We start from the raw sequence: 24,097 nt of genomic DNA, 5'->3' as shown, positions 1-24,097 counted from the left end.
ATGAGCGCTGAACTCGCTGAGCCAGCATCCAAGATCGAACTGCCCGCCGGCGTCGGCGGCGGCGGGGAAATCCCGTCCTTCGACGTCACCCTGCGCGTGCGCCGCTACAACCCCGAGGTCTCCGAGGACGCCACGTGGGATGACTTCAAGGTCACCATGTACGGTACCGACCGTGTCCTGGACGCCCTGCACAAGATCAAGTGGGAGATGGACGGCAGCGTCTCCTTCCGCCGTTCCTGTGCCCACGGCGTCTGCGGCTCCGATGCCATGCGCATCAACGGACGAAACCGCCTCGCCTGCAAGACGCTGCTGAAGGACCTGGACACGTCCAAGCCCATCACGGTCGAGCCGATCAAGGGCCTGCCGGTGGAGAAGGACCTGATCGTGGATATGGAGCCGTTCTTCCAGTCCTTCCGCGAAGTCATGCCCTTCCTGATCAACCGCGGCCACGAGCCCACCAAGGAACGCCTGCAGTCCGCCGAGGACCGCGAGCGGTTCGACGACACCACCAAGTGCATCCTGTGCGCCGCGTGCACCTCGTCCTGCCCGGTGTTCTGGACCGACGGGCAGTACTTCGGCCCGGCGGCGATCGTCAACGCGCACCGCTTCATCTTCGATTCCCGCGATGACGCCGGCGACATGCGCCTGGAGATCCTCAACGACAAGGAAGGCGTGTGGCGCTGCCGCACCACCTTCAACTGCACCGAGGCATGCCCCCGCGGCATCCAGGTCACGCAGGCAATCGCTGAGGTCAAGCAGGCCATCCTGTCCCGCAAGATCTAAGGACCGGTTCCACCGGCCCGCATTACCGGCTTCACTTTCAGTAATTACCGACGACGGCGCCTCTCACCTTCCGGGTGGGGGCGCCGTCGTCGTTTCCGCCCGCAATGATTCGCCCTCACATGAAAGGGGACGCCGTGTCCCGCTCAGAAAAAGTCTCGTTCCAGGGTTCCACCGGCGAGCGGCTCTCCGGCGTGCTGGACCTGCCGGAGGGCCCGGTCAAGGGCTGGGGCGTGTTCTCGCACGGCTTCACCCTGGGCAAGGACAGCCCCTCGGCGTCGCGGATGTGCAAGGCCCTGGCGGACAACGGCGTGGGGATGCTCCGGTTCGACAACCTGGGGCTCGGCGAGTCCGCGGGAATGTGGTCGGAGGGGTCCTTCAGCCACAAGGTGGCCGACACCGTCAAGGCCGCCGAATTCATGCGGGACTCGGACCGTCGGGTGTCCTTGCTGGTGGGCCACTCGTTCGGCGGCGCGGCCGTCCTGTCCGCCGCACGGCAGATCCCGGAGCTGAGGGCCGTGGCCACCGTGGGGGCGCCCTTCTCCCCCAAGCACGTGGCGCACGTCTTTGACGCGGCCCTGGACCGGATCCTGAGCGAGGGAAGCGCGGAAGTGGACCTCGGCGGCAAGCGGGTGGAGATCCGCCGGCATTTCGTGGAGGACCTCGAGAACGCGGACCTGACGGACTGCATCCGGCAGCTTCACAAGCCGCTCATGGTGCTGCACTCCCCCACCGACAACACGGTGGGGATAGAAAACGCCAGCACCATCTTCCAGACGGCACGCCACCCGCGCAGCTTCGTCTCGCTGGAGGGCAGCGACCATCTGCTGACCGGCAAGGGCCAGGCGGCGCGTGCGGCGAAGATTATTTCGGCGTGGGCCGACCAGTACCTCGACGCCTGAACGCGGCGGCCAGCGGCCTGCGGCGGCCCCGCTGTTCGACGGGCGTTTTGCCAGGCTGGACGCGCCGGGCACCCCAGCCGGTGGTCGCGGCGGGCCCGGTCTTGAGGTCTTCCTCCCGGATCGCCACCCAGGCGGCACAGATCACGTAAACCTGGCTGACCAGGTTGAACCAGATCAGCAGGCCGATGATGATGGCGAAGGGCGCCAGGATGGGGTTCTTGCCCGCGCTGGCCAGCAGCTGGGTGCTGAAGATCTGCAGGATGGTGGTGCCCACCGCCGCGAGGGTGGTCCCTTCCAGCAGGGAGCGCCGGGCCGGCTTCAGCCCCGCGGCCACCCGGTACATGATCAGGGCGGTTCCCCAGCCGAGCAGCAGCGGGACGAGGATCGTGACGGAGGTCGTCAGCGGCCCGGCGACTACCGGCTCGAGGCCCAGTTGCTCGGTAACCCATCCGGCGGCCGTGCCGAAGATCAGCGAGGCTGCGGAGCTGACTACCAGGGCAACCCCCATCAGCAGCAGCGTGCCGACGTCCTTGAGTATCTGCAGGATCGGATTCATCACCAGGGGGCCAAGCTGCATCATGCTCCGAGTACCGTCGCGGATGCCGCTGATCCAGCCCAAGGCCGTGAACACCGTCACCACGGCGGCGATTCCGGCGGCCCAACCCAGGCTGGTGGGGTTGAGCAGGTCATAGGGGTCAACCAGCCCCTCGCTGCCGTCGACCTGCAACAGGCCGGGCGCGGCGGCGGCCACACTCTTGATGACCTGGTCCAGCAGGGCCGGATGGTCGCTGAGCACGAGCCCGGCCAAGGACAAGCCGGTGGCCAACAGGCCCGTGATGGAGAAGAACATCCGGAAGCCGATGCCGGCACTCAACAGCGGGCCACGCTGGCGGAGGTAGTGCGAGTATACGCGCAGGGGCAGCAGCATGTTCAGCCGGGCCAGGAGCCAGTTCATCATCGCCATCAGGGACGCGATCGTCCCGCCGCCGGAGCGCCGAACCCTGCCCCACTCGACCCTTTTGCGGATGACTTCCAGTTTCAGCCCGGCCAGATCGGTGGGGAGCGGCGGCTTATCGGGCGCCTGGGGTGCCGTCCGGGCCTCTGTCGTGGTCAGGTTTGGTCCCAAAATCAAGCTCTTCCCGTAGCTGCCAGATGCCGTTGTCATCGTGCTCGTAAAGACCCATGCTAGCGACCGGAAACGTGGCCCTGTAATCCTTCAGGACCGTTTCGGCCTCGTCGAGGCTTTCCGGGGCGACGTCATGGGCCACGGTAACGTGCGGGTGGTAGCCGAACGGCAATTCCCGCTCCAGCGGGCCGGACTGCAGCTGGCGGTGCAGGTTCACGCAATCCCCGAAGCCGTCCTCGACGTTCAGGAAGACCACCGGGGACACCGGCCGGAAAGATCCGGTCCCCGCGATGGTCACGGTGAAGGGCTCCTGCCGCCGGGCCACGTCCCGGACATGGCGCTGGGTCGCGGCCCAGTCCTGCGTCATGGTGGTGGTGACCAGGGTGATGTGTGCCGGGACGACGGCGGCCATGGGATCCCCGAAGGATGCCCGCCAGCGCTGGAGCTCCTCAGCGATGTCCGCCGGGAACCTCAGGATCACACCGATGCTGATGCCTTCGCTGCGCTGTCCGTTCGACGTGGCGGCTTTCGCGGTGACTTTGCTGACGGAGGACATTGACCTAGCGGACTCCCTGGGCGCCGGCGTAGGGCAGGAACCCCACCTTGGCGTAGACGTCGCGCAGGGTGAGCGAGGCAATCTCCCGGGCCTTGTCCGCGCCGAGGCCAAGCAGCCGGTCCAGCTCCGCGGGATCGTCCAGCAGCTCCTTGGCCCGGTTCCGGATCGGGGTCAGGTGCTCCGTGACCACCTCGGCGAGGTCCGCCTTGAGGTGGCCGTACATCTTGCCCTCATAGGCGGTGACGAGCGCGTCGACGCTCTGCCCGGTGATCGAGGAGTAGATGGTCAGCAGGTTGGACACGCCCGGTTTCGCCTCCCGGTCGAACCGGATTTCGGTCTCCGTGTCCGTCACGGCGGACTTGATCCGCTTGGCCGTGACCTTGGGCTCGTCCAGCAGGTTGATCAGCCCTGCCGGTGACTCCGCAGACTTGGACATCTTGGCGGTGGGGTGCTGCAGATCGTAGATCTTCGCGGATTCCTTCTGGATGAAGGGCTGCGGCACCGTGAACGTGTCGCCAAAGCGGGAGTTGAACCGCTGGGCCAGGTCGCGGCTGAGCTCCACGTGCTGGCGCTGGTCCTCGCCCACGGGGACACCGTGCGGCTGGTACAGGAGGATGTCCGCTGCCTGCAGGATGGGGTACGTGAAGAGCCCGACGCTGGCGTGGTCCGAACCCTGTTTGTGCGCCTTGTCCTTGAACTGGGTCATCCGGGACGCCTCGCCAAAGCCCGTGATGCAGTTCAGGACCCACGCCAGCTGGGCGTGCTCGGGCACCTGGGACTGGACGAAGAGCGTGCACTTGTCGACGTCGACGCCGCCGGCAATGTACTGCGCGGCCGTGACCCGGGTGCGGTGCGCCAGCTCGGCCGGATCCTGCGGAACGGTGATCGCGTGCAGGTCCGGGATGAAGAAGATGGCGTCGTACTCGTCCTGCATCTGGACCCAGTTCACGAGGGCGCCGAGGTAGTTGCCCAGGTGCAGGGAGTCGGCCGAGGGTTGCATGCCGGAGAGGATGCGGTGCCGGGCCGCGGTGGACGCAGAGGCGTCCTTCGCGGTGGCAGTCGCAACGTCGGGGGCGACGCCGGCCTGGGTCACAGTGGTCGCAGTTGAAGTGGTGGTCATTCGTGGAAGCCTTAAGACTAGAGCCGGTAGTCCACTACCAGCGGAGCGTGGTCGGAGAAGCGTGTGTCCCAGGACGCTGCCCGGTCAACAACGGCTGACACTGCGGCAGCAGCGAGAGCGGGCGTGGCCATGTGGTAATCGATGCGCCAGCCGGTGTCGTTGTCGAAGGCCTGGCCCCGTTGCGACCACCAAGTGTAGGGGCCGTCGACGTTACCCGCCAGGCCCCTGTGAACATCCTTCCAGCCGATTTCCTCGCCGAAGAAGCGGTCAAAATACGCCCTCTCCTCCGGCAGGAAGCCGGCACGTTTGACGTTGCCCTTCCAGTTCCTGATATCCAGCTCCGTGTGGCCGACGTTGAGGTCGCCCACCACCAGAGCGTGGTCACTGTGTTTGGCGAGTTCGGGCAGCCGCTGGACCATGACGTCGAGGAATCTGAATTTGTCGTCCTGCTTGGGGGTGCCGGCCTCGCCCGAGTGCACGTAGGCGCTCACGACGGTCAGCTGTGAGGCCTGCCCGTCCGCGTCCCGCACGATGTAGTCCGCCTCAACCCAGCGTCCGGCCGTGGCGAAGAAGTCATCACCGATCCCCACCCGGGTGGCCAGCGGCTCTTCCCTGGATGCAATGGCAACGCCGGCCCGGCCCTTGGCCTCGGCCTCGGCGTGGAGAATGTACCAGCCCTCGCCGAGCAGTTCCTCGACGATCGCGTCCGGCGCGCGGACCTCCTGGAGGCACAAGATGTCCACCTCGCGCGGCTCAAGCCACTCCGCCATGCCCTTCTTATAGGCGGCACGAAGGCCGTTGACGTTGACTGACGCGATGCGAAGGTGGTCCTTCTTCAATGCCGAGCTCACCCGATCCACTCTAGTCGATGATGGTTCCGCTGACGGGAGCGTCATCGCCGCCCGAGGATTTGATCATGTCCCGCGCGTTGGTGGCGGTGATCTCGATGGTCTCCAGGGCACGGCTGATCGTGTCGCGGTCCGCCGCCTCGCCCTTCGCCCGCTCCTGCTCGACCACACGGACCTGGACCTGGACGATCTTGAAGGAGTGGTCCAGCTTCATGTCCCGGACGCTGTCCGCTGCGCGGCTTTCGCTCACCACACGGGTGCCGCCGTGGTCCGCGCTGGCCGTCGCCGGCGGCCGCCCGGCGGCGGCGTTGAACGCGTTCTGGGCCTCGTTCAGCCGTGCCCCGGCCTTTTTGGCGGCCTTCTGGATGCTGAACACCACGAAGGAGGCCAGCGCCAGCCAGAAGCCGGCGATGATCGCCACGATCCAGCCCACGACGTCGTTCTGGTTGGCTGCGAAGATCACGGCCACCACGAACGCGATGATGAAGACCAGCAGCCCCGGCCCGCTGATGCGGAACATGGAGTACCGGCCGCGGGCCGTGGTGTCGTTGGACGTGGACGAGGAGCTACCCAGAGATTGCATGAGCCCATTATCGCAAACGGGGCCGGCCGCCCGCTGCGCTTCCACCCCGGGCGAACGCCGCCCCGGCGTTGAGCCTAGGTCAGGACGGGCATTTGGCCCAGGACCAGCATTTGGCTCAGGACGGGCATTTAGGTCAGGACAAGGCAGAACGGGTGGCCGCTGGGGTCCGTGTAGACCCGGAAGGTCTTGCCGCCGCCCGTCTGGCGCGTGGCGCCCAGCCGGAGGACTTCCGCCTCTCCGGCGTCGAGGTCCCCGACTTTCACGTCCACGTGCATTTGCTGGGGATGCTCGGGATCCGGCCACTGCGGCCGGACCAGCCGGTCTACGCGCTGGAAGGCGACGGCGGGACGATCGGCAGCGTCGCCAATCGAAATCCACTCCTCTTCCTCCTGCACCCGGATCATACCCAGCAGCTCCTGGTAGAAGCTGGCCAGGGTGTCCGGGTCCTCGCAGTCGATGACGAGGGCCTGCCATTGTCCGATCATGGGTTCTCCTTTTCCAGGGACGACTAATTGCGGGACGGCTACTTGAGGAACAGTTTGCGCAGGCGGCTCGTGGTGAGCAGGACGCCGAGGGCAATCATGACCAGGTAGTAGCCGATGTGCACGGCAGTGGCCGGGGTGAACACACCCACGCTGATCTGGCGCAGCAGTTCCACGCCGTGCCACAGCGGCATGGCCTGGATGAACCACTGGATGGCCTGCGGGTAGACGCTGAGCGGGTAGAACGTGGCGCTGAAGAGGAACATCGGCAGCATGACGAAGTTGATCCAGTCCATTTGCTGGAATGTCTTCATGAAGCTCGTGATCCCCATGCCAAAGCTCGCGAAGCCGAAGGCGATCAGCACCGAGGCCGGGATCATCAGGATGGCCCACGGTGTGGTGATGAGGCCCATCAGACCCATCACTGCCGTGAAGCCGGTGGCGTACATGGCCCCGCGCAGCAGGGCGAGGAAGATTTCGCCCATGGCGACATCCAGCGGCCCCAGCGAGGTGTAGAGCATGCCCTGGTACAGCTTGGCGAAGTTCATCTTGAAGAAGACGTTCCACGTCGAGTCGTAGACGGCGCCGTTCATGGCGGACACGGCCAGCAGCGCCGGCGCGATGTACGCGGCGTAGCTGATCTCCTGTCCGCCCGGGCCCTGGACGGAACCGACAATTGCGCCCAGGCCCACGCCCATGGAGATCAGGTACAGCACGGGTTCGAAGAACCCGGAGACCATGACCATCCAGTTGCTGCTCTTGGTGGCCATGAGCCCGCGGGCGACGACGGCGCGGACATTGCGGGAGTAGATGGGCCCGAAGCGCCTGCGGCGTGCGGCATCCGTGACACTGTGGTCCCCTGCGTTGAAACTTCCGGTCAGCACGCTCATGAGGCCATCCTTTTGGCGAACTGGCGTTTGGTCAGGACCCAGCCGACAGCCGCCAGGGTCAGCAGGAAGAGGACGTGGACGATGGTGAGCCACGGCTCTTCCTCGTACCCGTAGGTGACCACACGGCCAAGTTCCGTTCCGTGCCAGATCGGTGAGATCCAGCCGATCCAGCGGACCCCGAGCGGGAGCGTGTCCAGCGGGAAAAACGTGCCCGAGAACAGGAACAGCGGCATGACGATGAACCGCATGACCATGGCGAACTGGCCCCGGTCTTCCTTGATGGTGGCCGCGTAGGCCATGAGCGGCAGGCCGAAGGACAGTCCGGCGAGCGTGGCGATGAGGATCGAAACCCAGCCCCAGGCGCCGGGCGCGGCGCCGAACAGCGCAACCACGGCAAAGTAGATGGCCGACTGCAGCAGGAAGCGGACGGTGACGGCGATGATCTGGCCGCCGGCGATCTGTTCCGGAGTCAGCGGCGAGGCGTGCGGGCCGTAGTAGACGCGCCGCCACTTGAAGCCGTCCATCACGGGAAACGTGAACTCGTTGGCGGCCGTCATAACGGCCGACGAGATCAGCAGGGCCGGCGCGATGAACGTCAGGTAGCTGACCCCGCCGAACTCGCCGGCGCCGTTGGCCTCGACCAGCGTGGCGAGGCCAACGCCCATCGCGAACAGGTAGGCCACTGGCTGGCCCACGCCATACATGACGATGGTCCAGCCGTAGCCCTTCATGACCCGGAGGACCTGCTCGGCGTAGAAGAAGGCGCCCCAGCGGCGGGCGCGGGCGGCCGAGACTTCCGGCGAGTGCGCGCGCAGGGCCGGCGCCGCCGTCGTCGGACCCGCCGCCTGAATTGGCTGAGTCAACTGTTCCTTCTTAGTCAACGAGGCTCCTGCCGGTCAGGCGCAGGAAGACGTCTTCGAGTGAGGAGCGGCGGACCAGTGAGGTGACCGGACGCAGGCCCCGGGCGGTGACCTGCTCCAGGGCGGCCTCGCCGTCGTGGGCGTAGATGAGCACCCGGTCCGGCAGGGTTTCCACCCGTTCGCCGATGCCGCCGAGCTCCGCGCCGACGCTCGCGTTGCGCTCCGAGCCGAAGCGCAGTTCCAGGACCTCCCGGGTGGAGTATTCGCGGATCAGGCTGGCCGGCGATCCCTCGGCCATGATCTTGCCCTTGTCCACCACGATCAGGCGGTCGCAGAGCTGTTCGGCCTCGTCCATGTAGTGCGTGGTGAGGATCAGGGTGACGCCCTGTTCCTTGAGCCGGAACAGCCGGTCCCAGAGGATGTGCCGCGCCTGCGGGTCAAGGCCCGTCGTGGGCTCGTCCAGGAGCAGGATCCGGGGCTCGTTGATGAGCGAGCGGGCGATCGTCAGGCGCCGCTTCATGCCGCCGGAGAGGGCATCGACTTTGGAGTTGGCCTTGTCGGTGAGCTGGGCGAATTCCAGCAGCTCGTCGGCCTTGGGCTTGAGGTAGCTCATCGGCAGGCCGAAATAGCGGCCGTAGACCAGCAGGTTGTCCCGGACTTTCAGTTCCTCGTCCAGGTTGTCCTGCTGCGGCACGACGCCCAGATGGGCGCGGACCTCCGGCCCGTGCTGTTCGGGGTCCAGGCCCATGATGTCCAGGCTGCCGGAGGTGCGCTGCGAGACGCCGCCGATCATCTTCATCGTGGTGGACTTGCCGGCGCCGTTGGGGCCCAGCAGGCCGAAGGCTTCCCCGGCGGGGACGCGGAAGGAGATGCCGTCGACGGCGGTGACGTCGCCGTAACGTTTGGTGAGGTTCTCGGCGGTGATGACGTACTGGGGAGCAGCGTCGGAGGCGCTGCTCACACGTGATTCTTTAGAGCCACCGCGGGAGCCTTAGGCGAGTCCCGCGTGGCGTTCCGCTGCTCAGCGGTTTTTCTCTGCCCATTGGCGTTCCGCGGTTTCCACTACGTTGGCGAGCAGCATGGCGCGGGTCATCGGGCCCACTCCCCCGGGGTTCGGCGAGAGCCAGGCGGCGACGTCGGCCGCAGCGGGATCCACGTCTCCGGTGACCACGGCCTTGCCGCTGCCGTCATCGACCCGGCTGACACCGACGTCGAGCACGATCGCCCCGGGCTTGAGGTCCCCGGCCTTGATCATGTGCGGCTGCCCGGCGGCGGCGATCACGACGTCGGCCTGCCGCAGCTCTGCCGGCAGGTCCACCGTTCCGGTGTGCGCCAGGATGACCGTGGCATTGACGTCCTTGCGGGTCAGCAGCAGACCCACGGGGCGGCCGATGGTGACGCCGCGGCCCACCACGAGGACGCGCTTGCCGTTGAGGTCGATCCCGTGCCGGGTCAGCAGCTCCACGCAGCCCTTGGGCGTGCACGGCAGCGGGGACTTCATGGGTCCGCTGACGTTGGCCACGAGCCGGCCCAGGTTCATCGGGTGCAGGCCGTCGGCGTCCTTCTCGGGATCCATGGCCTCCAGGATGACGTCCTGGTCGATGTGTTTGGGCAGGGGCAGCTGGACGATGTAGCCGGTGCATTCCGGGTTCTCGTTGAGCTCGCGGACCACGGCGAGGAGTTCGTCCTGGCTGGTCTCTTCCGGCAGGTCGCGGCGGATGGAGGTGATGCCCACCTCGGCGCAGTCCTTGTGTTTGCCGCCGACGTACCAGGTGCTGCCGGGATCGGAGCCCACCAGGATGGTGCCCAGCCCGGGGGTGATGCCCTGGGCCTTGAGCACGGCCACCCGCTCGGTCAGCTCGGCCTTGATCGCGGCGGCGGTAGCCTTGCCGTCAAGGATTTGTGCAGTGTCAGCCGTTTTTGCGGCTGCTTTTGCGGTGTCAGTAGAAGTCATGGCCTACCACTGCTCGTGCTGCGGGTATAGCGGGAAGTCGGCGGCGAGCTTGTCCACGCGCGCCTGCAGGGACTCGATCTCCGTGGCAGCTCCGGACTTCAGCGCCGTGGCGATGATGTCCGCCACCTCGGTGAATTCCTCGGCGCCGAAGCCGCGGGTGGCCAGGGCCGGGGTGCCGATGCGCAGGCCGGAGGTGACCATCGGCGGGCGGGGGTCGAACGGCACGGCGTTGCGGTTGACGGTGATGCCGATCGAGTGCAGGAGGTCCTCGGCCTGCTGGCCGTCCAGCGCGGAGTTGCGCAGGTCCACCAGGACCAGGTGCACGTCGGTGCCGCCGGTCAGGACCGAGACGCCGGCACCGGCGACGTCGGCCTGGCCGAGGCGCTCGGCGATGATCTTGGCGCCTTCGAGCACACGTTCCTGGCGCTCCTTGAATTCCTCGGTGCCGGCGATCTTGAAGGCCACGGCCTTCGCGGCGATCACGTGCATGAGCGGGCCGCCCTGCTGGCCGGGGAACACGGCGGAGTTAAGCTTCTTGGCCCACTCCTGCTTGGCCAGGATGACGCCGGAGCGCGGACCGGAGAGCGTCTTGTGCACGGTGGAGGTCACGACGTCGGAGTACGGCACCGGGCTCGGGTGCAGTCCGGCGGCGACGAGGCCGGCGAAGTGCGCCATGTCGGTCCAGAGCAGGGCACCGACCTCGTCGGCGATCGAACGGAAGGCCTCGAAATCGAGGTGCCGCGGGTAGGCGGACCAGCCGGCGATGATCACCTGCGGCTTCTCGGCGATGGCCTGCTCGCGCAGCTTGTCCATGTCGATCCGGAAGTCATGTTCCTCGACCTGATAGGCGGCGACGTTGTAGAGCTTCCCGGAGAAGTTCAGCTTCATGCCGTGGGTGAGGTGCCCGCCGTGGGCAAGGGACAGGCCCAGGATCTTGTCGCCCGGGGTGATCATGGCGGCGAGCGCGGCGGCGTTGGCCTGCGCGCCGGAGTGCGGCTGCACGTTGGCGTATTCGGCGCCGAACAGTTCCTTGACGCGGTCGATCGCGAGCTGCTCGGCGACGTCGACGTATTCACACCCGCCGTAGTAGCGGCGTCCCGGGTAACCCTCGGCGTACTTGTTGGTCAGGACGGAGCCCTGGGCTTCCATCACGGCGCGCGGGGCGAAGTTCTCGGAAGCGATCATTTCCAGGGTGCCGCGCTGGCGGCCAAGTTCCTGGGCGAGGACGGCGGCGATTTCAGGATCGAGTTCGGCCAGCGGCTGGTTGCTCACGGCGGCTGAGGTGGCGGTGGTAGTAGTCACGAGGAACTCCTGGTTGGCAACGGGTACGGCTATTGGTCAGGCTACCGGCTGGCCCGTTGCACCGCCCTTTGATTACGGGCCCCTTGACAGCGGGCCGCGACAGCGGCGGCAGGCACCCCGTGCGGGCACCAGCAACGGTGCGGCAGCGGTGATGCTGCCGACCGGTAAGACATGACCCTCGGCCCAGGCGTACGATCCGTGGTCTTCGTGAGTGCCGCTCCCTGATGGTTAGCCATCCAACGCCAGTTGCGACGGGTTAACACTACCAAAACCCTTTCAAAACTGCCCTTGAAGCGCAGGTAGGCTGTTCCTCGTGACTGATGAGAACCTGACTGCCTCCTACATCCTGACCTTGTCCTGTCCTGACCGGCCGGGCATCGTGCACGCCGTCGCCGGAGCCCTCCTGGTGGCGGGCTGCAATATTACAGACTCCCAGCAGTACGGCAGCCAGGGCACGGGCACCTTCTTCATGCGGGTGGAGGCGACGACGGCGGCGGCCCAGGTGGAGCTGCAGGCGGCGCTGGAACCTGTGGCGCAGGCCTTCGGGATGCAGTGGAGCCTCAACCCGGCGGGCCGGAAGGTCCGTACCCTGCTGATGGCCAGCACCTCCGCCCACTGCCTGAACGACCTGCTCTTCCTGCAGCGCTCCGGGACCCTGCCGATCGACATTCCGGCCATCGTGTCCAACCACCGCGACCTTGAGGGTTTGGCGGAGTTCTACGGCATCCCGTTCCACCACATCCCGGTCACCCCGGACACCAAGGTCCAGGCCGAGGACGCCCTCCGGGTCCTGATGAAGGAACACGACATCGAGCTCACCGTCCTGGCCCGGTACATGCAGATCATCTCGGACGAGCTTTGCACCGAGCTGACGGGCAAGGCCATCAACATCCACCACTCGTTCCTGCCCTCCTTCAAGGGGGCAAAGCCCTACCACCAGGCGCATGCCCGCGGCGTGAAGCTCATCGGCGCCACGGCGCACTACGTCACTGCGGCTCTGGATGAGGGGCCCATCATCGAGCAGGAAGTCATCCGCGTGGACCACCGGCGCACCGCGGAGCAGTTCGTCCAGATGGGCCGCGACGTGGAGGGCCGCACCCTCGCCCAGGCCGTGCAGTGGCATGCCGAGCACCGCGTCCTGCTCGACGGCAACCGGACGGTTGTCTTTAACTAAAAGCGGTCATTAACTGGAGCTATGGAATCCTCCCGCAGGGACCGGCTCGAATCATTTGTCGCGCTGTTGAAGAACGAGGGCCGGCACGGCGTCCTTGGCCTCGATTGTGGCCCGGGCGCCGACGGGCTGCACTTTGTGCAGTCCGGCATCCATTTCACCGGCGTCGACCAGTCAGAGGAGAACATCCACATCGCCCGGGCGCACGGGCTCGAGGCCACCGTGGCCGGACCGGTCTCGCTGCCGTTCGCCGATGCCGCGTTTGCCTCGGTGTGGGCCGTGGACGCCCTGGCGGGCCGGGCCCCGGAGCAGTGGGACGACGTCGTCCGCGAACTCGGGCGGGTGGCGGAACCGGGCGCGCCGATCGCCGTCGTACTCCCCGCCCCCGACGCGCGCAGCGCGGGCGACTGGCGGGGCGAGGGCGGCTGGCGCGGCGAGGGCTTTACGGTGCTCCGCTCCCCCGCCTGACCTCTCCCTCCCGTTGAGCTGTCAGCTGCGGCGGTTAACCCGCGGTCAACCCGTGGGCAGAGGGACCACAACTGATAGCTCAACGGGGCGGGGGCGTGTCCTAGGCTGGAGGCATGGCTCCCCTCTACGCATTCGCCGGCACCGCCCCGGCCGTCCATGACTCCGCCTTCGTCGCGCCCACCGCCTCGGTGATTGGCAACGCCACCCTTGCCGAGAACTCGAGCGCCTTCTACGGTGTCAGCGTTCGCGCCGATACCGCCGCCATCAGCGTCGGCGCCGGCAGCAACCTGCAGGACAATGTGGTGCTGCACGCCGACCCCGGCTTCCCCTGCACCGTGGGCGCGCGGGTCAGCGTCGGCCACAGCGCCGTGGTCCACGGCTGCACCGTCGAGGACGACTGCCTGATCGGCATGAGCGCCACCATCCTCAACGGGGCCGTGATCGGCGCCGGGTCCCTCATCGCCGCCGGTGCCGTGGTGCTGGAGGGCACGGTCATCCCGCCCCGGTCCCTGGTGGCCGGAGTTCCGGCCAAGGTCCGGCGCGGGCTCAGCGACGAGGAGTTCGCCGGCGTCCAGCACAACGCCGCCCACTATCAGGAACTGGCACGCGCGCACCGCGAACTTCACAGCGCCTGAGGAACACAGTGCCTGAGCCGGACAGCCTGACTTGCACGGGCGCCTGACTTGCACAGCGCCGGAGCCGGGCGCCGCTCAGTCCAGGTCGATCGGGCCGAGCTTGGCGAGCAGCTCGCCCGGTCCGGGGTTCCCGGCGGGTGTGGAGCCGCCGAGGTGGTTGACCACGCCCCAGACCGCGTTGAGTCCGGTGGTGACGGCTCCCTCGGCCCAGCCTGCGGTGAAGGAGACGTCATCGCCGGCGAGGAAGATCCCGCGCTGCTCGTCCGGCAGCCCGTCCTGCTTGAAGTGCGTGAAGAGCCGCTGCTGGTAGCGGTAGTGCCCCGGCAGGTTGGCCTTGAAGGCGCCCATGAAGTTGGGGTCGGCCTCCCACGAGACGGTGATCGGCTGGCCCACGATGTGGCCGGCGATGTCCACCCCGGGGTAGATCTGCTGCAGCGAGTGCAACATAAGCTCCGCCCGTTCCTCCGCGGTGAGTGAGAGCCACTTCAGCGCGTCATCGTTCCAGGTGTAGGACAGCAGGATCACGGCGGGCTGGTCCGGGCCGTTGTCCAGTAGGTAGGTGGCCCGGTTCAGCCGGTCGGTCAGCGTCATGGACAGGACCTCGCGGCCGGTTGCCGGGTCGATGTCCTTCCAGAACGGCCGGTCCACCATGACGAAGGTCTTAGAGGACTGCATGTAGTGGGAGCGCTCGATCGCTGTCCAGAGTTCGGCGGGGAACAGGTCCTCGTCCGTGTGGATCCGGGTCGAGAGCAGCCATGACTGGCAGGTGGTCACCACTGCCGGGTAGGCGGATTCGCGTCCCCAGCGTTCCCGGATCCGGAAGTCGCCGCTGCCGTCGCGGGCGATGCGGTCGACGGCGCCGCGCGGTGCGCCTGTGTGCAGCGAGGCCAGCGAGGTGCCGTCCGGCCAGTGGGCCATGCCCGACGGCGTGTGCTCCCACAGTGCCTCGGGGAGCCGCTGCGCGCCGCCGTCGATAAGCCGGTGCCGGTCATCGGCGTCGGTGTAGACCACGCGAAGGATTTCGAGGATCGAGTTGGGGAAGTCGGTGTCCCAGCCGCCGGTGCCGAACCCCACCTGCCCGAAGGCCTCGCGGTGGGCGAATCCGGCTTCTTTGAAGGAGTCGCTGCCGGCGATGAACCCATAGAAAGTCTGCTCGTCCAGCTGCGGGAGCAGCGCGTTCCAGAGTTCTTTGATCCGGGCTGTGTCCCGGGCACGGATGGCATCCTGCATCTCGGCGAACCCGGCGCCGTCGTTCACGGCAGCCTTCCACGCGTCCGCCACCTCACGGAAGAACGGCGGGAGGTCCGCTGCGGTCTCGGCATAGTATTTCTGGCCCGCGAGCTCGATCACCGTGCTGGAGGTCGCCGGCGCCAGTGGATTGGGGAACGCCCGGGTCGGCAGCCCGAGCAGGTCCACGTAGTGGTAGAAGGCTTTGCCGGATTCCGGGAAACGCATTCCGCCGAGGTCCGCCACGATCCCCGGCGCGGACGGGAAGCTGGCGGTCCGCAGCCGGCCGCCGATCCTGTCGGCCTCGTAGACAACCGGCCGCAGGCCCAACTTCATGAGTTCATACGCGGTCACCAATCCGGACAGTCCGGCACCGACGACGGCGACCTCGGTCCCGTAAAGCTCGGGCGGCACCGATCCCAGGCCCGCCGGGTGGGCGAGGTAGTGGTCGTAGCTGAACGGGAAGTCCGGATTCAGCATGGTGATGGGCGCCGCGTCCGCTTCAGCAGCGGACCGAGGAGCCGGAAGTTCGGTGGCGATGGTCATGAGATCTCTGCCTTCAGTTTCTGGTGTGTGGTGGTGCTGTCAGGGTGGCGGCTTGATAGGTCAAGGTATTCCTCGTGGCTCAGCGCAGCCACCCTGGAGTTCTTCCGGCCGTAGCCGAAGTAGGCGGCACAGCCAACGAGCATCCAGGCACCGAACACCGCCCAGGTCTCGGCGCCGAGGTTGGCCATGAGGTAAGCGCACATGAGGGCGCCGAGAATCGGGGTCAGCGGAAAGAGCGGGACGCGGAAGCTGCGCGTGAGTTCGGGCCGGGTCCGCCGCAGGTAGATGACTGCCACGTTGACCAGGGCGAAGGCGAACAGGGTACCGATGCTGGTCGCGTCCGCGAGGGCACCAAGCGGCACCAGGCCGGCGGTCAGTGCGACGGCGGTGCCCACGATCAGGGTTCCGGCAGCCGGCGTGCCGGTCCGGGCCGAGATCCGGCCGAAGACCTTGGGAACCAGGCCGTCGCGCGACATCGAAAGCAGGATCCGGGTTTGCCCGTACAGGACGGTCAGCACGATGCTGGCGATGGCGAGCACGGCGCCGACGGCGAACACCACGCCAACCCACGGCTGGCCGGTGATTTCCTCCAGGATCTTCACGAGGGCCGCCTCGGTGCCGTCGAACCAGCCCCAGGGGCGCGCGCCGATGGCGGCGACGGCCACAAGCACATAGATGCTGGTGACGATCAGCATGGAGAGCAGGATGGCCCGCGGGAGGTCACGCTTGGGATTCCGGGCCTCCTCGCCGGCCGTGGAGGCTGCATCGAAGCCGATGTAGGAGAAGAAGACCCGGGAGGCTGCGGCGGAGACGCCGGCGGCGCCCATCGGCATGAGGGGTTCGAAGTGTCCGCCGTTGAAGGCGGTGAAGGCCACGGCGCAGAAGAACAGCAGGATGCCGACCTTGACCAGGACGATCGCCGTGTTGATCCAGGCGCTCTCCTTGGCGCCGCGGACCAACAGCACCGTGGCCAGGGCCACAATCACGATTGCGGGCACGTTCAGCACGCCGCCGGCTCCCGGCGGTTGCGAGATGGCGTCCGGGAGTTCCAGGCCGAAGACCGCCAGTGCCTCGTTGACGTACTGGCCCGCACCGACCGCGACGGCGGCCACGGAGACGGCGTATTCGAGCACGAGGCACCAGCCGCAGATCCAGGCCATGCCCTCGCCCATGGTGGCGTAGGTGTAGGAGTAGCTGGAACCGGCGGCTGGGACCAGTCCGGCCATCTCCGCGTAGGAGACGGCGGAGAGCAGGGCGGCGAAGCCGGCGATGGCGAAGGAGATCCAGATGGCCGGGCCGGCGAGCGGCACCGATTGGCCCAGGATGACCAGGATGCCGGTACCCAGGGTGGCGCCGACGCTGATCATGGTCAGCTGCAGGACGCCGAAGCTGCGGACCAGCCGCGTGCCGCCGTGTCCGGTCTCGGCCTCGCGGACCAGTTGCCCGATCGGCTTGCGGCGCAGGAGCTGGGCGGCGAGCCCGGGACGGCCGGCTTCCGCCGGCGGGCGTTCGCCGATCAGAGTTGGCACAGTCATCGTTGACGTCCTTATCTTCAGTAGTGGTCGGTTTCCCGAACCAACCCTAGGCGTGTGAGCCACCTCTCAAGGTTGTGCAAAATGACCTATAGTCTTCACTCATGAGACTTAATGCACCTGGACGCCGTTGTTCGGGCGGCCGGAACTGGGGCCGCGGCCGTGGCTGCTGAGGGTCCCGAGAGGCTCGGCTTCGTCACGCTGGCGCAGTTCCTGGGCCAGCTGCCGGACCTGGGCGTCGTGCACGACGGCGGCAACGGGCAGGACCGCCTGCGTTGGGTGGAGCCGAGTGAGCTGGAAGATCCCACCCCCTACCTGCTCGACGGCGAGTTCCTGCTCACGGCCGGCCTGCCGTTCGTGGGCGAGGGAGGGAGCGAGGAGGCGGTGGACGCCTACGTTCAGCGCCTCGTCCAGGCTCGCGTAGGAGCCCTGGGCTTTGGCCTGGAACCGTACTTCGACGCCGTGCCCGATGCCGTGGTGCGGGCCTGCCGGCAACACAACCTGACCCTGGTCGCCATCCCGGAGAGCCTCCCGTTCGCCGCGTTGGGACTGGAATTCTCCCGGCTCCTCGAGTCGGACAACGCCAAAACCTTCCGCCAGCTGGCCGACACCAGCCGGCAGCTCATGCGCGCGGTCTTGTCCGCGCGCCCCGAGCACGAACTCCTCGCGGCCCTGGTCCAGCGCGTCCCGGTTTGGGCCGTGCTGGTCGGCGCCGACGGGCGGGTGCGCGCCCGCGGTTCGGGCCCCTCCCCCGGCCCTCAGGCCGCCGGAGCCGCTGCCGGAGCCGGCACTGTGCCGGGAGTTGACTCCGCCGACCTGCAGCCGCTGCTGGCCAGGCTGCTGGCCGGCAGCGGTCCGCGGGTGGAGATGGATTCGTTCGACGCCGCGGGCTCGTCCCTCGTCTTCGGGTATCCGCTGCGCAGCACCCGGGACGCTAACCTCGGCGCGCTCATCCTCGGCACGGACGCGCCGCTCACTCCGGCCCAGAACAGTGTTGTCTCCACCGCGGTCGGGCTGTTGGAACTGCTGCTCCGCCAGCGCATCAGCGGCTCCCTGGCCCCGAGCCAGCTGGCCACGGCGCTGCTGCTGCACCCGGAGAGCGTGGCCTCGGGATCCGCACGGCATGTCAACGGGTTCAAGGACCTGCTGGCCCAAAGCATCTCCTCCACCCGGTCCGGCCAGCTGCGGGTCGTGCAGGGTGTCCGGATTGACGCCGACCCGGACAACCCCAAAACTGCAGGCGCTACGGGCGGACCGGGCCGCCCGGGCGAGTCTCCGGTGCGGTCGCTGCTGGAGTGGCGGCGGCTGTTCGACACCAAACTGGTGGAGCTCACCGAGTACGGCTTTGCCGCGATCACCCGGTTAAGGGTCGACGACGCCTTGCTCGCCGAAGTGGAGCGGCTCGGCTGGCGCCTGGTGATCGGCGGCGGCACCGACTTCGCGGGCCTGCCGGACGCATACCGGCGCGCCGCCTCGCTGCGCAACCGCGTTCTCACGAGCCGCCGGAGCGTCCGGGCGGACGATGTGACGTGGTCGGTGGCCGGCCTGCTGGGACCGGTTGCCGGCACCCTGCTGGCGGGCCGCCTGCTGGCGCCCCTGCTCGCCCTCGAGCCGGAGCGCCGCGACAGCCTGCTCGGCATCCTGCGGGCCTGGCTGGGCGAAAACGGAAGCTGGGACGCCACGGCAAAGGCCACGGGACTGCATCGAAACAGCGTCCGCCGGCAGATCGGCATCATCGCTGAGCTGCTGGGCCTTGACCTCAACCAGGCCCAGGCGCGCGCGGAACTCTGGATCGCCCTGCAGTACCAGGACGGCCCTGAGCCGCCCGGCACCCCGGGCACCGCCGGTCAGACTCCCCAGGAGCGGTAGATCTCCGGGCGGCGGTCGCGCAGGTAGTCCACGGCGTCCTCGACGCCGTCCGCCGCGGCGCGCCGGGCCTCACCCAGTTCGGCAAACAACAGTTCCGGCCCGTCTCCGGCGGCGGCCAGGACCGTGCCGTCTGGGCTCGCGACGATGCTGCCGCCGCGGAAGTCGCAGTCTTCTTCCGTGCCGGTGTGATTGGCGTAGGCGACCGTCAGCTGGTTCTCCAGTGCCCGGGCCCGGATCAGCACTTGCGGCACGACGTCGAAGCCGCCGGCGAGTGCCGTCGGCACCAGCAGCAGGTCCGCGCCGCGCAGGGCGGCGGCCCGCGCCGTCTCAGGAAACTCGATGTCGTAGCAGATGGCCAGGGCCGTTTTGTGCCCGTGGAAATCCACGACGCCGGGGGGAGCCGCGGCGGGCGCAAACGCCGCCCGCTCGTCCGGGCCGAACAGATGCACCTTGTCGTAACTGAGCAGCTCGTTGCCCGACGCGTCGATCAACGTGGCGGAAATATGCCACTCGCCCGCCAGGGTCACCGCGGGCAGGCTGTAGACCAGGGCGATGGCGTTGCGCCGGGCGATGCCCGCCAGGGCTTCCCGGAGCGCCGGCAACCTGCCGGGATCGAACGCCTCCCGCAGCCGCCGCGGAGCGTAGCCCACGGCGAAGAGCTCCGGGGTCACCAGCAACTGCGCGCCCGCGGCGGACGCTTTGCGCGCCGCATCCTCCACCGCGGCGCAGTTCGCCTCGATGTCCAGCACGGCGGAGTTCGCCTGCATTAGGGCCAGCAGCACCATTACCACCTCACGTTTCCCGGGCGCCTCCGCGGGGTCGCGGCGGGCTCTCCCGACCCAGAGTAGCCGCGTCCCGGAACGCCGCGCGTGGTGCATTTCCACCCGGGCAGCAGGCAAGCGGGGCAGAACGTCCTTGCCGCGGAGGCGAGGGGTGCTGACAGTCCATTCCCCGGCAGTCGATCGACACGGCCGTTACCATTGCGTTAACTTCTTGACTGCAAGCCGCGAATGCGTCACGCTTCATAGCATGCCCTCACCAACGCGCTCAACGAGGAGCCGAACCAAGAACCCCGGATCGCAGTCCGCCCTCCGGCATCTGAACCAGCAGCGGATCATCGAATGCCTCCTCGCGGGCCCTTCCACGCAGGCGGAACTGGCCCGCCAGACCGGCCTTTCGACAGCCACGGTCTCCAACATCGTCAAGATCATGCAGGACGCCGGGCTGGCCTCGACTGAACCCATCACCAGTTCCGGGCGGCGCGCCCTGAACGTCCGGCTCAACAGCAACGGGGCCGTCGCCGTCGGGATCGACTTCGGCCGGCGCCACCTGCGCGTCGTGCTGGCATCACTGAGCTACCACGTGATCGCCGAAGAGTCGGTCCTGCTGCCCCTGGGCCACCACGCCGAGGAAGGCATCCACGCCGCCGTCGGCGTGCTGGACCGGCTGCTCGCGGACAGTGGGGTGGAACGCAGCGCCCTGGTGGGTGCCGGCGTCGGAATTCCCGGCCCCATTGACCGCCGCACCGGCACCGTGGCGCAGGGCGCGATCCTGCCCGAATGGGTGGGCATCAACATCCTCAAACGCCTCGAAGAAGCGCTGGAACTCCCCGTCTTCGTGGACAACGACGCCAATCTGGGCGCCCTGTCCGAGGTCACCTGGGGGCCGCACAGCGGCATCAGCAACCTGATGTTCCTCAAGATCGGCTCGGGCATTGGCGCGGGGCTGATCCTCAACGGCGTGCCGTACTACGGCAACGTCGGCATCACCGGTGAAATCGGCCATGCCACCATTCACGAGCACGGACTGATCTGCCGCTGCGGGAACCGCGGCTGCCTGGAAACCATCGCCTCCACCACCACCATGATCGAGCTCCTGAGCCGCGGTGAGGACCGGCCGCTCTCGCCCGGGGATATCGTTCGCAAGGCCCTGGAGAAGGACTCCGCCACGCTCCGTGTCGTGGACGACGCCGGACTCGCCGTCGGGCGCGCGCTGGGCAACGTGGCGAACCTGATCAACCCCGAAGTCATTGTGGTCGGCGGCCCCTTGGCGGGCCTCGGCCAGCTGCTGCTGGACCCGATCCGGCGCGGCCTGATCCGCCACGCGGTGCCGGTCATCGGCGAGACAACCACCCTCACGATGTCGTCCCTGGGCGACCGGGCCGAGGCCCTCGGAGCCACGGCTTTGGTCTTCCAGCACGCCGGAATCCGGCGAAACTAACCATTTCGTTATGTGCCCGTTGCGTTAAAGACTTGACGACAAGGGCTGTGATCCAGTTTACTTTTCCATCAGACGGCCCTGCGGTTTGCAGGGGCGGACAACGAAGTCATGCATTGGAGGCGTAAGGGCAGATGACGTCCCTCAACACGCACAGTGATCCGCTAATCCTCGAGATGCGCTCCATCACCAAGGAGTTCCCCGGCGTTAAAGCTTTGGCCGATGTGAGCCTGCGGGTGAAGGCCGGCGAGATCCACGCCATCTGCGGTGAGAACGGCGCCGGGAAATCGACCCTGATGAAGGTGCTCTCGGGGGTGTACCCCTACGGCACTTACAGCGGCGACATCGTTTACCAGAACGAGGTCCAGGAGTTCAAGGACATCCGGGCCAGCGAGCACGCCGGAATCGTGATCATCCACCAGGAACTCGCGCTCATCCCCGAACTGTCGATCATGGAGAACATCTTCCTCGGCAACGAGCCCACCAAGCGCGGCGTGATCGATTGGGCCCAAGCCCGGACCCGGTCCACCGAACTGCTGGCCCGGGTGGGGCTGCGGGAGGACCCGGAGACCCCCATCAAGGAGATCGGCGTCGGCAAGCAGCAGCTGGTCGAGATCGCCAAGGCCCTGAACAAGTCGGTCAAGCTCCTGATCCTCGACGAGCCCACGGCGGCGCTGAACGAGTCCGACTCCCAGCACCTGCTGGACCTCATGCTGGGCCTCAAGGGCCGCGGAATCACGTCGATCATCATTTCGCACAAGCTCAACGAGATCGAACAGATCGCGGATGAGATCACGATCATCCGCGACGGCAAGTCGATCGAGACCCTGAACGTCAAGGCCGACGGCGTCGACGAGGACCGCATCATCAAGGGCATGGTGGGCCGGACGCTGGAATCCCGGTTCCCGGACCACGAGCCGAAGATCGGCGAGGTCCTCTTCGAGGTGAAGAACTGGAACGTCGGGCACCCGCAGATCCAGGACCGCCTGGTCTGCAAGAACTCCAGCTTCTTCGTCCGCCGGGGCGAGATCGTCGGCTTCGCGGGCCTGATGGGCGCCGGACGCACCGAGCTGGCGCGGTCCGTGTTCGGGCGTTCCTATGGCCGCTTCATCTCGGGCCATGTCTACAAAGACGGCAAGGAACTGCAGCTCAAGAGTGTCCGCCAGGCGATCGACGCCGGGCTCGGCTACGTCACCGAGGACCGCAAGTCCCTGGGCCTGAACCTGCTGGATGACATCAAGGCCACCACAGTCTCGGCAAACCTGCGCAAGATCAGCAAGAACTTCGTGGTGGACGCCAACAAGGAATACGCCGTCGCGGAGGAATACCGGAAGTCGCTGCGGACCAAGACGCCCTCCGTGGAGGAAGGCGTCGCGAAGCTCTCCGGCGGCAACCAGCAGAAGGTCGTGCTGGCGAAATGGATGTTCACCGACCCGGACGTGCTGATCCTGGACGAGCCCACCCGCGGGATCGATGTCGGCGCCAAGTACGAGATCTACGGCATCATCCAGAAGCTGGCCAACGAGGGCAAGGCCGTGATCGTCATTTCCTCGGAGCTGCCCGAGCTGCTGGGCCTCTCGGACCGGATCTACACGATTTTCGAAGGCGCCATCACCGGCGTGCTGAACAAGGACGAAGCCAGCCAGGAAAGCCTCATGAAACTCATGACGTCCGCCCGCAAGACCGCTTGACCCTTTGGGACAAACCAGAACAATCCGAACACCCCGGACACAAGGACTGAAACAATGAACGCGCTCAAGAAGCTCTTTGGCGGCAACACCCGCCAATTCGGCATGATCTTCGCCCTGGTTGCGCTGATCGTGTTCTTCGAGATTTTCACGGAGGGCCGCACGCTCACATCGGGCAACGTCATCAACCTCTTCAACGGCAACTCCTACATCCTGATCCTCGCCATCGGCATGGTGCTGGTCATCATCGCCGGGCACATCGACCTCTCGGTCGGTTCCGTTGCGGCCTTCGTGGGTGTCTGCGTGTCACTCTTCATCCGCGACTGGGGCATGCCCTGGTACATCGGCGTCCTGATGGGGCTGGGGCTCGGCGTGCTGATCGGCGCCTGGCAGGGATTCTGGGTGGCCTACGTCGGCATTCCCGCGTTCATCGTGACGCTGTCCGGCATGCTGATCTTCCGCGGCGCCAACCAGTTCGTCGGCAAGTCGAACACCATCCCGGTCCCGGCGGATTTCCAGTACATCGGCTCCGGCTACCTGGCCGAGCTCGGCCCGAAGACCGGCTACAACAACCCCACCATGCTGATCGGCCTGCTCGCCGTCGCGTTCGTAATCTTCAGCGAGATCCGGTCCCGCCGCAACGCCAAGAAGCTCGGCGCCGAGGTCCCTGAAGCCTGGGTCATGGTTCTCAAACTGGTGCTGGTCTGCGGCGCCATCCTCTACGCGACGTACCTCTTCGCCACCGGCCGTCCGGGCACGTCCTTCCCGGTGCCGGGCCTGATCCTCGCCGTCCTCATCATCGTCTACGGCTTCATCTCCTCCAAGACCGTCATCGGCCGCCATATCTACGCGGTCGGCGGCAACCGGCACGCTGCGGAGCTCTCCGGCGTCCAGTCCAAGAAGGTCAACTTCCTGGTCATGATGAACATGTCCTTCCTGGCCGGCCTCGCCGGCATGATCTTCGTCGGCCGCTCCACCGCCTCGGGACCGTTCGACGGCGTCGGCTGGGAATTGGACGCCATCGCGGCCGTCTTCATCGGCGGCGCCGCGGTCACCGGCGGCGTGGGCACCGTGATCGGCTCGATCATCGGCGGCCTGGTCATGGCCGTCCTGAACAACGGCCTGCAGCTGCTCGGCGTCGGCGCCGACCTCACCCAGATCATCAAGGGCCTCGTGCTCCTGATCGCCGTCGCGTTCGACGTCTACAACAAGACCCAGGGCAAGACATCGATCGTCGGCATGCTGATGAAGAACTTCGGCCGCAGCAGCGAGATCAAGGCCGACGAGACGACCCAGACCAAAGAGGTCATCTCGAGGGGAATCTAATCCCCTCCCCGGTCC

Annotated in this window: 23 protein-coding genes; 9 read left to right on the top strand and 14 right to left on the bottom strand. The window is 67.1% G+C overall.

Annotation, left to right across the window (positions count from 1 at the left end; genetic code table 11):
* A complete protein-coding gene (locus AC1DXI_RS01110) occupies positions 1-783 on the top strand; it encodes a succinate dehydrogenase iron-sulfur subunit (protein ID WP_018774751.1) in 783 nt (260 codons plus the stop codon).
* 134 nt (positions 784-917) lie between these two features.
* On the top strand, positions 918-1,682 hold the full coding sequence (locus AC1DXI_RS01105; RefSeq protein WP_476937093.1) for an alpha/beta hydrolase family protein: 765 nt from the start codon (positions 918-920) through the stop codon (positions 1,680-1,682).
* On the opposite strand, the gene AC1DXI_RS01100 is transcribed toward AC1DXI_RS01105, so the two are convergent.
* The 11 genes from AC1DXI_RS01100 to glyA form a co-directional block, all read right to left on the bottom strand.
* The gene (locus tag AC1DXI_RS01100; protein ID WP_476937092.1) at positions 1,645-2,808 is read right to left on the bottom strand and encodes a YihY/virulence factor BrkB family protein; all 1,164 of its coding nucleotides are present in this window, start codon (positions 2,806-2,808) and stop codon (positions 1,645-1,647) included. The genes AC1DXI_RS01105 and AC1DXI_RS01100 overlap by 38 nt on opposite strands.
* On the bottom strand, positions 2,753-3,364 hold the full coding sequence (locus AC1DXI_RS01095) for a 2'-5' RNA ligase family protein (protein WP_476937091.1): 612 nt from the start codon (positions 3,362-3,364) through the stop codon (positions 2,753-2,755). The genes AC1DXI_RS01100 and AC1DXI_RS01095 overlap by 56 nt, the downstream gene beginning before the upstream one ends.
* A 4-nt stretch (positions 3,365-3,368) precedes the next feature.
* Positions 3,369-4,484, bottom strand: coding sequence for a tryptophan--tRNA ligase (trpS, locus tag AC1DXI_RS01090; protein ID WP_476937090.1), 1,116 nt, complete (start codon positions 4,482-4,484; stop codon positions 3,369-3,371).
* Positions 4,485-4,501: 17 nt separating this feature from the next.
* A complete protein-coding gene (locus tag AC1DXI_RS01085; RefSeq protein WP_476849121.1) occupies positions 4,502-5,335 on the bottom strand; it encodes an exodeoxyribonuclease III in 834 nt (277 codons plus the stop codon).
* A 10-nt stretch (positions 5,336-5,345) separates the two neighbouring features.
* A complete protein-coding gene (locus tag AC1DXI_RS01080; protein WP_026537826.1) occupies positions 5,346-5,915 on the bottom strand; it encodes a hypothetical protein in 570 nt (189 codons plus the stop codon).
* A gap of 128 nt (positions 5,916-6,043) precedes the next feature.
* Positions 6,044-6,400 (bottom strand): VOC family protein, encoded by a 357-nt coding sequence (locus AC1DXI_RS01075; protein ID WP_370119112.1) that lies wholly within the window; start codon positions 6,398-6,400, stop codon positions 6,044-6,046.
* Positions 6,401-6,438: 38 nt separating this feature from the next.
* Positions 6,439-7,287 carry an ABC transporter permease gene (locus tag AC1DXI_RS01070; protein WP_476937089.1) on the bottom strand — a complete coding sequence of 283 codons (849 nt, stop codon included), beginning with the start codon at positions 7,285-7,287 and terminating at the stop codon, positions 6,439-6,441.
* Positions 7,284-8,150 (bottom strand): ABC transporter permease, encoded by an 867-nt coding sequence (locus AC1DXI_RS01065; protein WP_476937088.1) that lies wholly within the window; start codon positions 8,148-8,150, stop codon positions 7,284-7,286. The genes AC1DXI_RS01070 and AC1DXI_RS01065 overlap by 4 nt, the downstream gene beginning before the upstream one ends.
* Positions 8,151-8,160: 10 nt before the next feature.
* Positions 8,161-9,108, bottom strand: coding sequence for an ABC transporter ATP-binding protein (locus AC1DXI_RS01060; protein WP_476937087.1), 948 nt, complete (start codon positions 9,106-9,108; stop codon positions 8,161-8,163).
* Between the two features lie 60 nt (positions 9,109-9,168).
* On the bottom strand, positions 9,169-10,101 hold the full coding sequence (locus tag AC1DXI_RS01055; RefSeq protein WP_476937086.1) for a bifunctional methylenetetrahydrofolate dehydrogenase/methenyltetrahydrofolate cyclohydrolase: 933 nt from the start codon (positions 10,099-10,101) through the stop codon (positions 9,169-9,171).
* 3 nt (positions 10,102-10,104) lie between these two features.
* Complete coding sequence (glyA, locus tag AC1DXI_RS01050; RefSeq protein ID WP_476937085.1) at positions 10,105-11,403, bottom strand: serine hydroxymethyltransferase; 1,299 nt, start codon at positions 11,401-11,403, stop codon at positions 10,105-10,107.
* Between the two features lie 313 nt (positions 11,404-11,716).
* On the opposite strand from glyA, the gene purU reads away from it, so the two are divergent.
* From purU to AC1DXI_RS01035, 3 genes are all read left to right on the top strand, one after another.
* Positions 11,717-12,577: a formyltetrahydrofolate deformylase gene (purU, locus tag AC1DXI_RS01045; protein WP_476937084.1), complete on the top strand. Its 861-nt coding sequence runs from the start codon at positions 11,717-11,719 to the stop codon at positions 12,575-12,577.
* 21 nt (positions 12,578-12,598) lie between these two features.
* The gene (locus AC1DXI_RS01040; RefSeq protein ID WP_476937083.1) at positions 12,599-13,042 is read left to right on the top strand and encodes a class I SAM-dependent methyltransferase; all 444 of its coding nucleotides are present in this window, start codon (positions 12,599-12,601) and stop codon (positions 13,040-13,042) included.
* Positions 13,043-13,155: 113 nt separating this feature from the next.
* Positions 13,156-13,677 carry a gamma carbonic anhydrase family protein gene (locus AC1DXI_RS01035; protein ID WP_476937082.1) on the top strand — a complete coding sequence of 174 codons (522 nt, stop codon included), beginning with the start codon at positions 13,156-13,158 and terminating at the stop codon, positions 13,675-13,677.
* Positions 13,678-13,752: 75 nt separating this feature from the next.
* Here AC1DXI_RS01035 and AC1DXI_RS01030 read toward each other — a convergent pair whose 3' ends face one another.
* Complete coding sequence (locus AC1DXI_RS01030) at positions 13,753-15,450, bottom strand: flavin monoamine oxidase family protein (RefSeq protein WP_476937081.1); 1,698 nt, start codon at positions 15,448-15,450, stop codon at positions 13,753-13,755.
* Positions 15,447-16,985, bottom strand: a complete 1,539-nt coding sequence (locus AC1DXI_RS01025; protein WP_476937080.1) for an amino acid permease — start codon at positions 16,983-16,985, stop codon at positions 15,447-15,449. The genes AC1DXI_RS01030 and AC1DXI_RS01025 overlap by 4 nt, the downstream gene beginning before the upstream one ends.
* 111 nt (positions 16,986-17,096) lie before the next feature.
* Between AC1DXI_RS01025 and AC1DXI_RS01020 the strand changes: the two genes are divergently transcribed.
* Positions 17,097-18,851, top strand: coding sequence for a PucR family transcriptional regulator (locus tag AC1DXI_RS01020; RefSeq protein ID WP_476937079.1), 1,755 nt, complete (start codon positions 17,097-17,099; stop codon positions 18,849-18,851).
* Here the strand turns inward: AC1DXI_RS01020 and AC1DXI_RS01015 are convergent.
* Positions 18,830-19,636, bottom strand: a complete 807-nt coding sequence (locus AC1DXI_RS01015) for a nitrilase-related carbon-nitrogen hydrolase (protein WP_476937078.1) — start codon at positions 19,634-19,636, stop codon at positions 18,830-18,832. The genes AC1DXI_RS01020 and AC1DXI_RS01015 overlap by 22 nt on opposite strands.
* Positions 19,637-19,880: 244 nt before the next feature.
* Here AC1DXI_RS01015 and AC1DXI_RS01010 point away from each other — a divergent pair, with 244 nt between their 5' ends.
* The 3 genes from AC1DXI_RS01010 (at position 19,881) to mmsB (ending at position 24,082) form a co-directional block, all read left to right on the top strand.
* Positions 19,881-21,071, top strand: a complete 1,191-nt coding sequence (locus tag AC1DXI_RS01010; protein ID WP_476937077.1) for an ROK family transcriptional regulator — start codon at positions 19,881-19,883, stop codon at positions 21,069-21,071.
* 131 nt (positions 21,072-21,202) lie between these two features.
* Positions 21,203-22,759: a multiple monosaccharide ABC transporter ATP-binding protein gene (gene mmsA, locus AC1DXI_RS01005; protein WP_476937076.1), complete on the top strand. Its 1,557-nt coding sequence runs from the start codon at positions 21,203-21,205 to the stop codon at positions 22,757-22,759.
* Positions 22,760-22,813: 54 nt separating this feature from the next.
* Positions 22,814-24,082 carry a multiple monosaccharide ABC transporter permease gene (mmsB, locus tag AC1DXI_RS01000; protein ID WP_476937075.1) on the top strand — a complete coding sequence of 423 codons (1,269 nt, stop codon included), beginning with the start codon at positions 22,814-22,816 and terminating at the stop codon, positions 24,080-24,082.
* The last annotated feature ends 15 nt before the right edge of the window (positions 24,083-24,097 follow it).

The sequence above is a fragment of the Arthrobacter sp. P1_H7 genome (genome assembly GCF_056405215.1).
Note: the sequence above shows the minus strand (reverse complement) of the source record. Positions and strands in the feature narration are given on the sequence as shown.